This is a genomic window from Paenibacillus mangrovi, assembly GCF_022898935.1.
Lineage (GTDB): Bacteria > Bacillota > Bacilli > Paenibacillales > Paenibacillaceae > Paenibacillus_AQ > Paenibacillus_AQ mangrovi.
Map to the genome: position 1 here is coordinate 280,530 of NZ_JALIRP010000006.1, position 13,755 is coordinate 294,284.

The 13,755-nt window shown below is 48.3% G+C and carries 12 protein-coding genes and 1 riboswitch; of the genes, 10 read left to right on the forward strand and 2 right to left on the reverse strand.

The annotated features are described in order from the left end of the window. Positions 1 to 10 precede the first annotated feature (10 nt). Positions 11 to 892 carry an ROK family protein gene (locus tag MUG84_RS16595; RefSeq protein WP_280521357.1) on the forward strand — a complete coding sequence of 294 codons (882 nt, stop codon included), beginning with the start codon at positions 11 to 13 and terminating at the stop codon, positions 890 to 892. An 84-nt stretch (positions 893 to 976) separates the two neighbouring features. Here the strand turns inward: MUG84_RS16595 and MUG84_RS16600 are convergent, their stop codons facing one another. Further along, entirely contained in the window at positions 977 to 1,276 is a 300-nt protein-coding gene (locus MUG84_RS16600; protein WP_244726634.1) for a DUF3055 domain-containing protein, read from the reverse strand. A 196-nt stretch (positions 1,277 to 1,472) separates the two neighbouring features. Here MUG84_RS16600 and MUG84_RS16605 point away from each other — a divergent pair, with 196 nt between their 5' ends. Continuing rightward, on the forward strand, positions 1,473 to 2,477 hold the full coding sequence (locus tag MUG84_RS16605; protein ID WP_244726636.1) for an HRDC domain-containing protein: 1,005 nt from the start codon (positions 1,473 to 1,475) through the stop codon (positions 2,475 to 2,477). 132 nt (positions 2,478 to 2,609) lie between these two features. On the opposite strand, the gene corA is transcribed toward MUG84_RS16605, so the two are convergent. Further along, complete coding sequence (gene corA / locus MUG84_RS16610; RefSeq protein ID WP_244726638.1) at positions 2,610 to 3,545, reverse strand: magnesium/cobalt transporter CorA; 936 nt, start codon at positions 3,543 to 3,545, stop codon at positions 2,610 to 2,612. A gap of 461 nt (positions 3,546 to 4,006) precedes the next feature. After that, positions 4,007 to 4,129: riboswitch (SAM riboswitch) on the forward strand. Positions 4,130 to 4,267: 138 nt separating this feature from the next. On the opposite strand from corA, the gene metA reads away from it, so the two are divergent. From metA to MUG84_RS16650, 8 genes are all read left to right on the forward strand, one after another. Further along, positions 4,268 to 5,203, forward strand: coding sequence for a homoserine O-acetyltransferase MetA (metA, locus tag MUG84_RS16615; RefSeq protein ID WP_244726640.1), 936 nt, complete (start codon positions 4,268 to 4,270; stop codon positions 5,201 to 5,203). A gap of 47 nt (positions 5,204 to 5,250) precedes the next feature. Continuing rightward, positions 5,251 to 6,438: a PLP-dependent transferase gene (locus MUG84_RS16620; protein WP_244726642.1), complete on the forward strand. Its 1,188-nt coding sequence runs from the start codon at positions 5,251 to 5,253 to the stop codon at positions 6,436 to 6,438. Then, complete coding sequence (locus MUG84_RS16625) at positions 6,431 to 7,606, forward strand: aminotransferase class I/II-fold pyridoxal phosphate-dependent enzyme (protein WP_244726644.1); 1,176 nt, start codon at positions 6,431 to 6,433, stop codon at positions 7,604 to 7,606. The genes MUG84_RS16620 and MUG84_RS16625 overlap by 8 nt, the downstream gene beginning before the upstream one ends. Positions 7,607 to 7,831: 225 nt before the next feature. After that, entirely contained in the window at positions 7,832 to 8,965 is a 1,134-nt protein-coding gene (gene mqnC, locus MUG84_RS16630; RefSeq protein WP_244726647.1) for a cyclic dehypoxanthinyl futalosine synthase, read from the forward strand. A gap of 130 nt (positions 8,966 to 9,095) precedes the next feature. Continuing rightward, the gene (locus tag MUG84_RS16635; protein WP_244726649.1) at positions 9,096 to 9,998 is read left to right on the forward strand and encodes a putative sporulation protein YtxC; all 903 of its coding nucleotides are present in this window, start codon (positions 9,096 to 9,098) and stop codon (positions 9,996 to 9,998) included. A gap of 384 nt (positions 9,999 to 10,382) precedes the next feature. Beyond that, on the forward strand, positions 10,383 to 12,323 hold the full coding sequence (thrS, locus tag MUG84_RS16640) for a threonine--tRNA ligase (protein WP_244726651.1): 1,941 nt from the start codon (positions 10,383 to 10,385) through the stop codon (positions 12,321 to 12,323). A gap of 390 nt (positions 12,324 to 12,713) precedes the next feature. Then, positions 12,714 to 13,250 (forward strand): 3D domain-containing protein, encoded by a 537-nt coding sequence (locus tag MUG84_RS16645; RefSeq protein ID WP_425313233.1) that lies wholly within the window; start codon positions 12,714 to 12,716, stop codon positions 13,248 to 13,250. A 187-nt stretch (positions 13,251 to 13,437) separates the two neighbouring features. Further along, positions 13,438 to 13,599, forward strand: coding sequence for a hypothetical protein (locus MUG84_RS16650; protein WP_244726656.1), 162 nt, complete (start codon positions 13,438 to 13,440; stop codon positions 13,597 to 13,599). The last annotated feature ends 156 nt before the right edge of the window (positions 13,600 to 13,755 follow it).

A 13,755-nucleotide genomic window follows, 5' to 3' on the forward strand; every position in this document is an offset into this window, starting at 1 on the left:
TTTACAAACGATGAGTATTCTGGGAGCAATTGAAGCCGGAGGAACAAAATTTGTATGCGGAATCGGTAAGGAAGACGGAACCGTGCTTGAGCGGACCAGCTTTCCGACCACAACTCCGGAAGAAACGATGGCGCAGGTCGTAGCTTTTTTCCAAAATAAAGGCGTGGAAGCCATTGGTATCGGCTCTTTCGGACCGATTGATCCGGTCAAAGGAAGCCCTACATACGGACGAATTACGACAACGCCAAAGCCTTATTGGAGCAATTTCGATTTCGTCGGACATATGAGTTCGCATTTTCAGGTACCGATTGAATTTGATACGGACGTGAATGGAGCAGCACTTGGCGAATATACGTGGGGCGCGGCCCAAGGCTTGGACAGCTGTCTGTATATTACGGTAGGTACAGGCATCGGAGCCGGTGCCGTCGTAGGCGGCGAACTGATCCATGGATTGTCTCATCCGGAAATGGGACATATTCTGGTCCGCCGTCATCCGGATGACAAATTCGAAGGCTTCTGTCCTTACCATGGCGACTGCCTTGAAGGTGTAGCTGCAGGACCTTCGCTGTCGAAGAGATGGGGAGTTCCGGGAGCAGACCTTACTCCGGATCATCCGGCATGGGAAATGGAAGCGTACTATCTCGCGCAGGCACTGATGAATTATATTCTGATTCTTTCCCCGCAAAAGATCGTTATGGGCGGCGGAGTGATGAAGCAGCAGCAGCTGTTCCCGCTGATTCATACTAAGCTTCAGGAGCTATTAAGCGGCTATGTGCAGCTTCCTGCCATCAGCGAACATATCGCCGACTACATTGTTTCTCCACAGCTTGGAGACAATGCGGGCTTGTGCGGCGCACTGGCACTGGCCAAGAAGGCGCTAGCAGCAGTATAATCTCGCGTCTGAATTGCCTATTTATAAACCAAAACCAGTCAGCACTTTTTAGTGTTGAACTGGTTTTTTTGGTCCAGAAGGTTTCTAATCCGTAAAATATGGCATACCGACGACCAGACGCAGAAACTCCCGAAGTTCCTCTGCCTCGACTTCGCCCAGCTTAAAGGCAAACTCCAGATACCCTGGTTCTTCCACATCATCGGCACCTATGACCGCACTGATCCCCTGCTGCAGATCTGCCACAAGGCTTTTACCATAAAATAATGCGGTAGAGGTTACGGCCAGATCGAACCGCTTCAGGGAAGGGCCTATGAAGGTAACGAATCGGGTGGACGTTTGCTCCGTGCTGTCCGCTAAAAAATCCAGTTCTTCATGATGAGGCATGTTGTCCAATCACTCCTTGAATCTCGGTCTTTTTATTTTGCTATTATAAAACAAAAAGCAAAGATTATCATTGACCATTTAATATGATGTGGTATGATCATGAATAACAGCATAATAAGATATCGGGGAAGCACCTCTCTTGTTTTTCAAGAGGGGTGCTTTTTTGTTGTGCTGATTTTATGGCGGAGGTAGACAAATGCAAATTGTATTTATGAATCGTCTTGTCAAAGAACATGAAAGCGTTGAAAGATTGGCTGAGGTATGGATTAGTGAAGCCGAGGGTGTATGGCAGCTGGGATGGAGAGATGTGTCCGGAAACAGAGGGGAGCAAGAGAGCATCTGGTATGAAGGAGGTTCTTGGAATGAGATGCTCCATATTTACCGCCATCAGCTCGCGGTCAAACTGGGTGAAGGCTTCAGGCCGCTGATTGATGGCATTTGGCATGAAGAGGAAGAGCAGAAGGGCCGCAGTCAGTCAGTTCAGAAGCTCTACTGCTACAGTGAACTGAACTACAACGAGGAGCTTTATCAAGAACTATGCGCCTGGAGACGGAAAAGAGCAGCAGCTGAACGGAAAGCCCCTTATTTTATCGCAACTAACAGACTTCTGCGGCTCATCAGCACTTTTGTGCCTGTGACCGTGGACGAGCTGCTTCAGCTTCCCGGCGTGGGAGAAAATAAAGCTGCTGATTACGGCGCAGATGTGCTGGAAATTACCGCCGGGCGGGATCGGAATCACAGCTATCCGCTGGATTGGGTTCAGGAACGCCTGGATGAGCAGACCTATGAGTCGTGGGTATACAAGCAGAAAGAGCTGAAATATAAGCAGGATTTGGAAAAATATCGAACCAAGCAAATGCTGCTCAGAGGCATCTCTGATGGAAAACGTCTGGAACAAATGGAACAGGAGAGCAGCCTAAGCAGACGTGAGCTAGTGGAATCGTTGGAACAGCTCGAGAAGGAAGGATATGATGCGGAGCTTCTGATTGCAGCCGAGCTACTGGAGATGCCGAAGGCCGAGCAGGAGGAGGTTTGGAACGCTTTTATGGAGCTCGGTGATGCGCAATTGAAGCCGGTCCTGCAGCGGGTTTACGGTCAGGAAGCGGCAGCAGGCCCAGTTATGGAACTGCGGTATGAACGTCTACGCCTCATCCGGATGCGTTTCCGTAGAGAAGCCGAGAGTAGAAGAAACGCGGGATAGTGGACCAAAATCTTTCGGGAACGGGAACGAAAAACGTTTAGGGAAGGGATAACACCAAAAAGGACGAAGCGTGCTGCCTGCCGTAAAATCAAACCCACACCTTCGTCCATTATATTCAAAACTATGTTCCTTTCAGATCCAGTCCTTTTTCCGGAAAATAATCAGCATACTGATGATCAGCGTAATCATGATGCCAATGACGCCGAAGTAGCCATATTTCCAGTGGAGCTCAGGTATATTATCAAAGTTCATCCCGTAAATACCGGTAATCACGGTCAGTGGCATGAATATCGTCGTTATAGCGGTAAAAACGCGCATGATTTCGTTGGCACGGTTGGCGATACTGGATTGATAAGCTTCTCGAAGGTTGCCCATCAGATCGCGGAACGTGTCAAAGGTTTCGGAAATTTTAACGGTATTTTCATATATGTCGCTGAAGTATTTTTGCAGCTGATCGTCGATCAGCCGGAGATCTCTTTTGTTCAGCGTATTGATCAGTTCCTTTTGCGGTCCGAGCACCTTTTTCAACCACAAAATCTCACTACGCAGACCGATGATTTCATTTAGATGGGATTTCTTAGTATGCACCAGAATGTCTTCTTCGAGCTTTTCGATCTTGGCCTCAATCCGGTCGCCTACGGTAAAGTAGTTGTCTACAACCAGGTCGATTAGCAGATACAAAAAGCGGTCTGGGGTACTGACCTCTTGCTCCCATAATATCGGCTTCAAGGAGCGCAGCTCATTGATTCTTTGCTTGGTCACCGTAATGATAAAATGCCGGCCCAAAAAGACGTTTAGCGCACGGAGGAAAATTTCCTCGTCATCAAAACGGATGGAGTTTACAACGATAAAGTAGTGGCTTTCGTAAATTTCGAGCTTGGGACGTTGTTCTTCCTCACTAAGGCAGTCTTCCACCGCCAGATCGTGCAGGGAAAATAAAGGCTGCAAAAGCTCAAGGTCGTCAACATCCGCATCGATCCAATAGAATCCTGCAGTTGGGGCAGTCAGTGTGGTTTCAATGTCGTCGATCGGGGTGAAAATGCCGTCGCTCACCAACCGGATTTTCATATGATTTCACTCCTTCATCCCTTCATGCCAAGCATGGTCAGGGAAATGCTTTATTAAGAGCACAGGAAAGAGATCAGCTTCACCGGTCAAAATCAGGGGTTAAAAGGGAGAATTAGAAGACAAAAGTAACGAAAACTTCCCTGTGCCGGCAAGCTGATTTCAGTTCTATGCAGTTGTGTTCATTTGCACGCAGCTTCGGGCTCGGGTCGCCTTCCATCTTTCATGTCACCTCTGTCATATTAGGTCTAAACACTTGTCTAGTATAACGCCGGGTTATGCACCTTTCAAGAAAAAAATGGCGCCTTTCGATACCCTCTTATAGCGTATGACAGAGGCTGGAAATACGTGGGGAAATTTTTTTTTTTTTGTCTGCCCTTAAGCTTATTGACGAAGGATAGGTTAATGCTTTAAAGTAATGAGCAAGATATTATTTGTTTAACCTAAAAACGGAATATAGCGAAATCTTATCAAGAGCAGGTGGAGGGACTAGCCCGATGAAACCCGGCAACCGGCGTATGTTACGCACGGTGCTAATTCTTGCAGGAGCAAGCTGCGATATGCGGCCGTTTCCTGACAGATGAGAGAGGCGTGTGAAATAACAGGATGACCTTTCTCTATGCAATGAGGGGGTCATTTTTTGTTATATGCACCTTACTCCCCGAATGATTTTCGCACTTTAAGAAAAACGTCATTGACGATATCTAAAAAAGGAGTGTTGAATCATGCCGATTAAAATTCCAGATACCTTGCCGGCCAATGAAATCCTGAGCGGAGAAAATATATTCGTAATGGATGACAGCAGAGCGTATCATCAGGACATCCGTCCGCTCCGCATCGCGATTCTGAATATCATGCCGACGAAGGAAACCACCGAAACCCAACTGCTGCGCCTCCTTGGCAACTCGCCGCTGCAGGTCGATATCACACTGCTTCACCCGAGTTCGCATACATCCAAGAATACTTCGCAAGAGCATCTTGAGGCGTTTTACAAAACGTTTGATGAGGTGCGCCACAACCGTTTTGACGGCATGATTATTACCGGAGCTCCCGTGGAACAGATGGATTTTGAAGAAGTCAACTATTGGGATGAGCTGCAAGAAATTATGGATTGGTCCAAAACCAATGTAACGTCGACGCTTCATATCTGTTGGGCCTCGCAGGCAGGGCTGTACCATCATTTCGGCGTTCCAAAATGGGATATGACGAAAAAATGCTTCGGTGTCTTCCCGCATACGCTGAACCGGAAAAACGTCAAGCTGCTGCGTGGTTTCGATGAAGTGTACTATGTACCTCATTCCCGTCATACGGAGGTCCGCCGTGAAGATATCGAGCCTATAGATGAGCTTGAAATTCTGTCCGAGTCTGAGGAAGCCGGCATTTACCTGGTGGCTACCAAAGACGGCAGACAAATTTTCGTGACAGGCCATTCCGAGTATGATCCGTACTCTCTAAAGTGGGAATATGAACGAGATATCGCCAAGGGTATGGAGATGGAGATTCCAAAGCATTATTATCCCAATGATGATCCTAACCGGATACCTCCGGCTGTATGGCGTGCTCACGCAAACTTATTATTCTCTAATTGGCTGAATTACTATGTATATCAGGAAACACCTTATGACATCGGTGAGGTCGTCGAAGTGTGGCCGCAGATTTAATGATTTAATCGAGCATTCGTCTAAAGGAGAAAATGGGGGAGACCTTTATGGAGAAGAAACCACTCAACATTGAAAGCAGACTGGCACAGATTGGCTCACTCGAAGATCCCGTGACAGGCGCAGTGAATTTTCCGATTTATCAGGCGACAGCGTTCCGTCATCCGAAGCTCGGCCAAAGCACTGGCTTTGATTATGCGCGGACGAAAAGCCCAACCCGCAAGGTTCTGGAGGAAGCAGCCACTCAGCTGGAGTCGGGGGATGCTGGATTTGCGTGCAGCTCCGGTATGGCGGCGCTTCAAACGATTTTTTCACTATTCGCCCAGGGTGATCATCTGATCGTATCACTGGATCTGTACGGCGGTACATACCGTCTGCTTGAAAGAATTCTTTCGAAATTCGGCGTTAGTGCAACGTACATAGATACCAACAACCTGGACGAGCTGGAAAAATCGAGACGTCCGGAAACGAAAGCCGTCTTTATAGAAACGCCAACCAATCCGCTGATGATGATTACGGATATTGAGAAGGTGGCCGCGTGGGCGAAACGCCATCAGCTGCTCACCATTGTGGACAATACGCTGCTGACGCCATTCTTCCAGCGTCCGATCGAGCTTGGCGCCGACATCGTCATTCACAGTGCGACAAAGTATCTGGGCGGACATAACGACGTGCTGGCAGGCCTGATTGTGACGAAAGGCAAGGAGCTGTCCGAGGAGATGGCCTTCCTGCATAATTCCATTGGCGCTGTGCTTGGAGCAAGCGATTCTTACCAGCTGATGAGGGGAATGAAGACCCTCGCACTGCGGATGGAGCGCCATGAGAGCAACGCTATCGCCGTCGCCGAATTTCTGAAGACGCATTCTGCCATCGCTGAAGTGTTCCATCCGGCCTTCCCGGACCATCCGGGACATGACATTCAAAATAAGCAGTCCAGCGGGAATACGGGGATCTTCTCCTTTAAGGTCAAGGATGCCCGTTATGTAGAGCCGATCCTCCGTCACATCCAGCTCATTGCTTTCGCCGAAAGTCTTGGAGGCGTGGAATCCCTGATGACGTATCCAGCAGTTCAGACGCATGCGGATATTCCGGAAGAAATCCGTCAGGCGGTGGGCGTTGACGACAGATTGCTCCGTTTCTCGGTTGGCATCGAGCACATCGATGATCTGATTGCCGATCTCGGAGGAGCACTGGATGCAGCCATAGCGGAAATAGAAGGGGGAAGACATCATGGGTAACAACAAAGAACTAAACGACCGGGAAGAAAAATTGAAGTTCGCTACGAAGCTGCTGCATTTCGGGTCAGAAATTGACAGCACCACAGGGGCGTCAAGCGTTCCGATCTATCAAGCTTCAACCTTTCATCATGAGGATGTATTCAATCCTCCGGTTCACGATTACAGCCGTTCGGGCAATCCGACGCGCCAGGCGCTGGAAGATTACATTGCGCTGCTCGAAGGCGGAGTCCGCGGTTTCGCTTATTCCTCCGGCATGGCGGCCATCTCCAGCACCTTTATGATGTTGTCCGCAGGCGACCATATGATCGTGACGGAGGATGTATATGGCGGTACATACCGCTTGCTCACTAGCATATTAAACCGTCTTGGGATTGAAAGCACTTTTGTGGACATGACGGACCTTGAGCAGGTCAAAGCAGCGCTGAAGCCGAATACGAAGGCTGTGTATATGGAAACGCCGTCGAACCCTACGCTTAAAATTACCGATATCGCGGCAGTAACCTCCTGGGCGCAGGAAAATGAACTCCTGACGATGCTGGATAATACGTTTATGACGCCATATTACCAGCGTCCGATTGAGCTTGGCGTAGACATTGTACTGCACAGCGCCACCAAGTTTTTGGGCGGACACAGTGATGTGTTGGCAGGATTAGCTGTAGCCCGCACGCCATCTATTGGCAAACAGCTTAAGCAGCTGCAAAACGGACTGGGAACGGTGCTCGGCGTTCAGGATTCCTGGCTACTGATGCGGGGAATGAAAACCTTGCAGGCGCGGATGAACCACAGTGAACAAAGCGCAGCAGTACTGGCCGCATGGCTTCAAGGACGTTCGGACATCGATCATGTATACTATCCTGGTCTGCTGGATCATCCGGGTAGAGAAATTCATGAAAAGCAATCCACAGGATACGGAGCGGTCGTGTCTTTTGACGTTGGTTCGGGAGAACGCGCCAAACAAGTTTTGAATAAGGTGAAAATCCCGCTCGTGGCCGTGAGCTTGGGGGCGGTGGAAAGCATCCTCTCCTACCCGGCCATGATGTCGCATGCGGCCATGCCTGCCGAGGTTCGTCATGAGCGCGGCATCACCGATGGACTGCTGCGCTTCTCCGTGGGGCTTGAAGATATCGATGATCTGATTGCTGATTTGGATCAGGCTTTGCAAGGATAAATGGAAAAAAAGAAAGCTCCGCTTTTGCGGAGCTTTCTTTTTGTGTCTATTTTGTGAATTTCAGGATACCAATCCTTGATGTGTATGTATTTTACGGAGAATAAAGTCTGTCTTCAAAGAAAGTGAAGTATTTCTCAAGGTGAAATTATGATAAGATGGTGTGTGGATGGTTCAAGGAATTAACAAAAAAGTTAAATCCCCTATATGATAAGGAGGCTGCCGGAGATGAGCACCGTAAACCAGATCTTGGACAAAGCGCTGCGGGGAGAACGTCTGGATTTGGAAGACAGCGTGACCCTGTTTGAAAGTGATGAAATCGAAAAAATTGGCCATGCTGCCGATATTATGATGAAAAGAAAACATCCGGACCCGATCACTACATTTGTCATTGGACGGAATGTTAACTATACGAATGTATGCGATACGTATTGCACGTTTTGCGCATTTTACCGTAGACCGGGGCATAACGAAGGTTACCTGCTTCCCGATGAAGTGATTTTCCAGAAAATCAAGGAAACCGAGGATGTGGGTGGTACCGAAATCCTGATGCAAGGCGGTACGAATCCGGATCTGCCGTTCAGCTACTATACTGACTTGCTCCGCGGCATTAAGCAGCGGTTCCCGAATATTACGATGCACTCCTTCTCTCCGGCGGAAATCCGCAAAATGCAGGAGGTATCGGGCCTTCCGCTCGAAGAGGTCGTACGTGAACTGCATGCTGCAGGACTGGATTCATTGCCTGGCGGCGGAGCTGAAATTCTGGATGACCGTATCCGTAAAAAAATCAGCCGTCACAAAGGAACTTGGCGCGACTGGATGGATGTGATGCAGACAGCTCATAAAATCGGCATGAATACGACCGCAACGATGGTTATCGGCTTTGGTGAGACGATGGAAGAGCGCGCTCTTCATATGCTGCGGATCCGTGATGCGCAGGACGAATGCGTAGCGAGCGGTTATGATTCCAAAGGCTTCCTTGCATTTATTCCATTTACATTCCAACCGGACAATACCAGCCTGAAGCGTGAACGTGAAACACCGGAGGCTTACCTGAAAACGGTAGCGATCGGCCGCCTTGTACTCGATAATGTTCCGAATCTTCAGTCCTCTTGGGTAACGATGGGTCCTGAAGTCGGCAAATTGTCCCTCAGCTATGGCTGTAACGACTTTGGTAGCACCATGATGGAGGAGAATGTGGTTTCTTCCGCCGGTGCGGTGCATAAAGTCAACATCGCTTCGATCCTGCAATTAATCCGTGAAGCTGGCAAAATTCCGGCACAGCGCAATACCCGCTACGACATCTTGAAGGTGTTTGAAGATGGTACGGGAATTGAACGCGATTTTGTTATGCAGAACTAATTCATATATTGATGATCACAATCCGATTATAACCTGAGAAATGTTAGCCTGTTTTCCATTGATCACTCCCGTATATCCCCTCTGCATAGACATATACTTTGTAAGAAGGATATTGAAAGGAGTGTACTCCATGGAACTGTTCAGCATAGCAGCCCAAACCTCCACTCCGCAGGAAGCGGAGCACTATAACCGCATGGTTTCGGAAGCGAATCAGATTTTACATACAAAGTATAAATCTCTAGATATCAGCTGTACGGTCCATGAGGGGATGATTCTGTGGCGCTGCCGTGAGGATGACCCGCGTTTCTTTAAGGGAAATCAGCTGCAGCAAGTATATGAAATAGCCGCTAAGGCGTTGGCCGAATACATTTTACAGGAAAAAGAGCAGAAGCTGGTTGAGAATATATTGGAGGAAGACTTTGACTTTCCGGAGCCGAAAGAGCATGAGCAAATTCTGAAGCATTGCCGGATGATTCTGGACAGAAATCCTGAGATCAGCGAATCCTGGAACCGTCGTTCTGACATGCTGGTGCAGGGCATTAAGCAGTGCTTGACCGAAAGGCCGCTGCTGCACGTAGACGGATTTTTGACTTTTCGTTCCAAGCCGTATATCAAAGAGCTGAAGGAAATTGTGGAGTATGCGGTGGATGAATTTCTGATGGACCGGCAGTATGAGGAATTTGTAGGGATGCTGAAATATTTTGTGTATTTTCAACAGCCGCAGGTTCCGCTGGTGCATGTGATTCATAAGGGAGGGCAGGATTTGCTGCTGCTGGATGAAGACTTGAATCCGCTTGAATACCGGTATGATGAAGGTGTCGTGGTGGAGCGGTTGGATCAGCAGGACTTGCAGATGGAAGACGCAGTGGTTACGACACTGATTTCGGTTTCTCCGGCTAAGATCGTTATCCACACCAGGGAGCCTCATATGACGGTCATCCGTACACTCACGCAGATCTTTGAGCAAAGGGTCGAGATATGTAGGTATTGCCCCGATTGTCACGCCTATTTCCGGGAAACAGGGAAGATATAACTTGACGGCGGATAAACAGGGACTTATAATAACTCATAATTCGATAAAAGCTTCGACAAAGATATGGACCCAAGAGACGGACGATGCAGAGAGAGGAAACATCGGCTGAAATTTCCTTACGTTAATCCGGCTTTGGTCTACCCCTTTGTAGCTGCGGTTATGAACGATTCCTCGAATTACGAGAAATCAAGTATGGGCCGCCGGGTCATTCCGTTATCATATGCTGATGAAGGATAACTGTTTTCGGGTAAGACCGAAACGTTATCAAATTTGGGTGGAACCACGGGTACAAACACTCGTCCCTTGTATAGGGATGAGTGTTTTTTTGTATGCTTTTGCTTACAAAATTTGGTTTCGGTTTTGAACATTGAAGGAGGAATTGACGTGTCAGTAAGTATCAAACTTCCGGACGGATCGGTCCGTGAATACGTAGAAGGAAGTACCATTGAGGATGTGGCTGCATCGATCAGCAGCGGTTTGAAGAAAAACGCGGCAGCCGGCAAAATGGACGGTATTGTGGTGGATTTGTCCACTTCGCTCAAAGACGGCGCCTTGATTGAAATCGTAACCCTGGATTCGCCAGAAGGTCTTGAAGTGATGCGCCACAGTACGGCCCACTTGATGGCTCAAGCGGTAAAACGTCTGTTTGGAGCCAAAGAAGTGAAGCTTGGTGTGGGACCGGTAATTGAAGGCGGTTTTTATTATGACATGGATCTTGAGCATCCGCTGAATCCGGAAGATCTGCAAAAGATCGAGAAGGAAATGGAACGCATCGTAGGCGAAAACCTGCCGATCGTACGCAAAGAAGTGAGTCGTCAGGAAGCGCTGAACGTTTTCGGAGAGCTGGGCGACCCTTATAAGCTCGAACTGATCAATGCGCTGCCTGAAGACAGCATCATCACTATTTATGAGCAGGGCGAATTCTTTGACCTCTGCCGCGGACCGCATGTGCCATCCACAGGCAAGATTAAGGTATTCAAACTGATGAACGTTGCCGGCGCATACTGGCGCGGAGACAGCAAGAACAAAATGCTGCAGCGGATCTACGGCACTGCATTTGCGAAAAAGGCTCAGCTCGATGAGCATCTGCATATGCTCGAAGAAGCCAAGAAACGCGATCACCGCAAGCTCGGCAAAGAGCTCGAGATTTTCACCTTCTCCCAACTTGTGGGACAAGGCCTGCCGATGTGGCTGCCTAAAGGTGCAAAGCTGCGCCGCACGCTGGAACGTTATATCGTGGACCTAGAGGAAAGCCTCGGCTACCAGCACGTATACACTCCGGTGCTAGGTAATGTAGAGCTGTACAAGACTTCCGGCCACTGGGAGCATTACCAAGAGGATATGTTCCCTAAAATGGAACTCGATAACGAGGAACTCGTGCTTCGTCCGATGAACTGCCCGCATCACATGATGGTGTACAAGAGCTCCATGCACAGCTACCGCGATCTGCCGATCCGCATTGCCGAGCTTGGCATGATGCACCGCTATGAAATGTCTGGCGCTTTGACCGGCCTGCACCGTGTCCGTGCGATGACCCTGAATGACTCCCATATCTTCTGCCGTCCGGACCAGATCAAGGAAGAATTCCTGCGCGTCATCCAGCTGATCACGAAAGTGTATGAAGACTTCGGCATCCATGATTTCCGATTCCGTCTGTCTTACCGCGATCCGGAAGATACCGAGAAATACTTCCAGAACGACGAGATGTGGGAAATGTCCCAGCGTATGCTGCGTGAGGTTGTTGAGGAAACAGGCATTCCGTTCTTCGAAGCTGAAGGGGAAGCGGCTTTCTATGGTCCAAAGCTAGACGTGCAGATCCGTACGGCGCTTGGCAAGGAAGAAACGCTCTCAACCGTACAGCTGGACTTCCTGCTGCCTGAACGCTTTGAGCTGGAATATGTGGGTGATGACGGACAAAAACACCGTCCGGTAGTTATTCACCGCGGCATTCTGGGCACCATGGAACGCTTTACGGCTTTCCTGCTTGAGAATTTTGCGGGATCGCTGCCAGTATGGCTGTCACCGGTACAGGTTAAAGTCATTCCGGTATCGACTGCATTCGAAAGCTATGCGAAGCAGGTGGCTGAGCATCTGCAGCTTAGCGGCGTAGCCGTGGATGCCGATCTGCGTAATGAAAAATTGGGCTATAAAATCCGTGAGGGACAGCTTGAAAAAATTCCTTATATGTTCATCGTCGGTGAAAACGAAATGAATGCAAATTCCGTTTCCATCCGCAAACGCGGTGAGGGAGATCTTGGCGCTATGCCGCTCTCTGAAGCAGTTTCCATGCTGAAAGAGCAGATCGTAAATCGCGTTATATTCTAAATTAAATATGGCTTAAAATTAGATTTTGAGCCATATTCAATCCTCTGCCATGAACCTGTGTTCAAGAAAACATGTATAAATGCCTCATCATCTGGACATCCTCGCTATTAAGGGGGAGGATTTCTAATGATAAAGGTAAAAACATGGCAGAGGATTTTATTATGTATGCTTTTGTTAGGGCTGTTTGCGGATACAAACATGTATGCTTCTGCATTTTCAATGACGCCGAGCTATACTGATGAAAGCACAAACACGAATCCACTGTTCACATCAACTAACGACTATGTTCTCAAACCGTTCAAATATGCGACGAACCCGGAAATGTTCAAAATCGTCGATATCAACAAAAAGAAAACCGAGCAGGTTACCGTAATCACTCCAAATGAGTTTATGCCTAAATTCACTTCGAAGGCATTGCCAGTACTGGTCAAACCGGAAACCAAAGTGTCTGAGCCGGTGAAAAAGCCCGGAGCGGTTGCCGTAACGGCACCAAAGCAGGAGCAGATTATCCATACGTTAAAGGTGATGGCTACTGGGTACACTGCCGGATATGAATCAACCGGGAAACGGCCTTCGCATCCGCAGTATGGCATTACGTATTCCGGCGTTAAGGTACGCAGGGACAAAAACACGATCTCGACCATTGCAGCCGATCCGCGTGTATTTCCACTGGGAACCGTTTTGTATATTCCCGAATATGGTTATGCTGTTGTCGCTGATGTCGGTTCTGCCATCAAGGGCAAGAAGATTGACCTTTATTTCGCCACGACTAAACAGGTTTACAAGGAGTGGGGAAAAAAAGAGGTTGAGGTTCAGGTCATCAAACGCGGTAACGGAAAGTGCAATGAGAAAATGGTGAGCGCGCTCGGGAAAGCCATTCAGACCTATAAGTCTGTACCAGCCTCATTACTCGAAGAGGTAATCTAAGATCATAAAGCCTATTTATTTCAGCTGACGAGCTGAGATGAATAGGCTTTTTTTGGTTCCCGGAGAGAGGAAGCAGCTATTGCATAATTTTTTTGGCGCTTCACATACTACGGAATGGGTAACGAACATCAACCCCTGGGCAAGTGTGGCTTGCCAAAAATGACAAGCTTACAGGAGGTGAAACCACATGAAAAAGCAAAAACTTCAAGATAGCTACAAAACACCTAACGAGAAATTCAACGCTGAATTTGCTGAAGAGAACTCTTCCCAGACTAGCTCCAAAGCCGCAAAAGGCAACTTTAAAACACCTAATGAGAAGTTTAACGCGGAGTTCGAACAGAAAAAATAACTTTTCAGAAAAACATAACGTTTTATCCAGACAACATCCGCTCGAAAGAGCGGGTGTTTTTATTTTTTTGTAAATTATATCCATGTCCCTCGGTCTAGGGACTGATTCTAACTTCATTCCTGCGCCGCTATCAGGGAAATGCAACATGTTGTACAC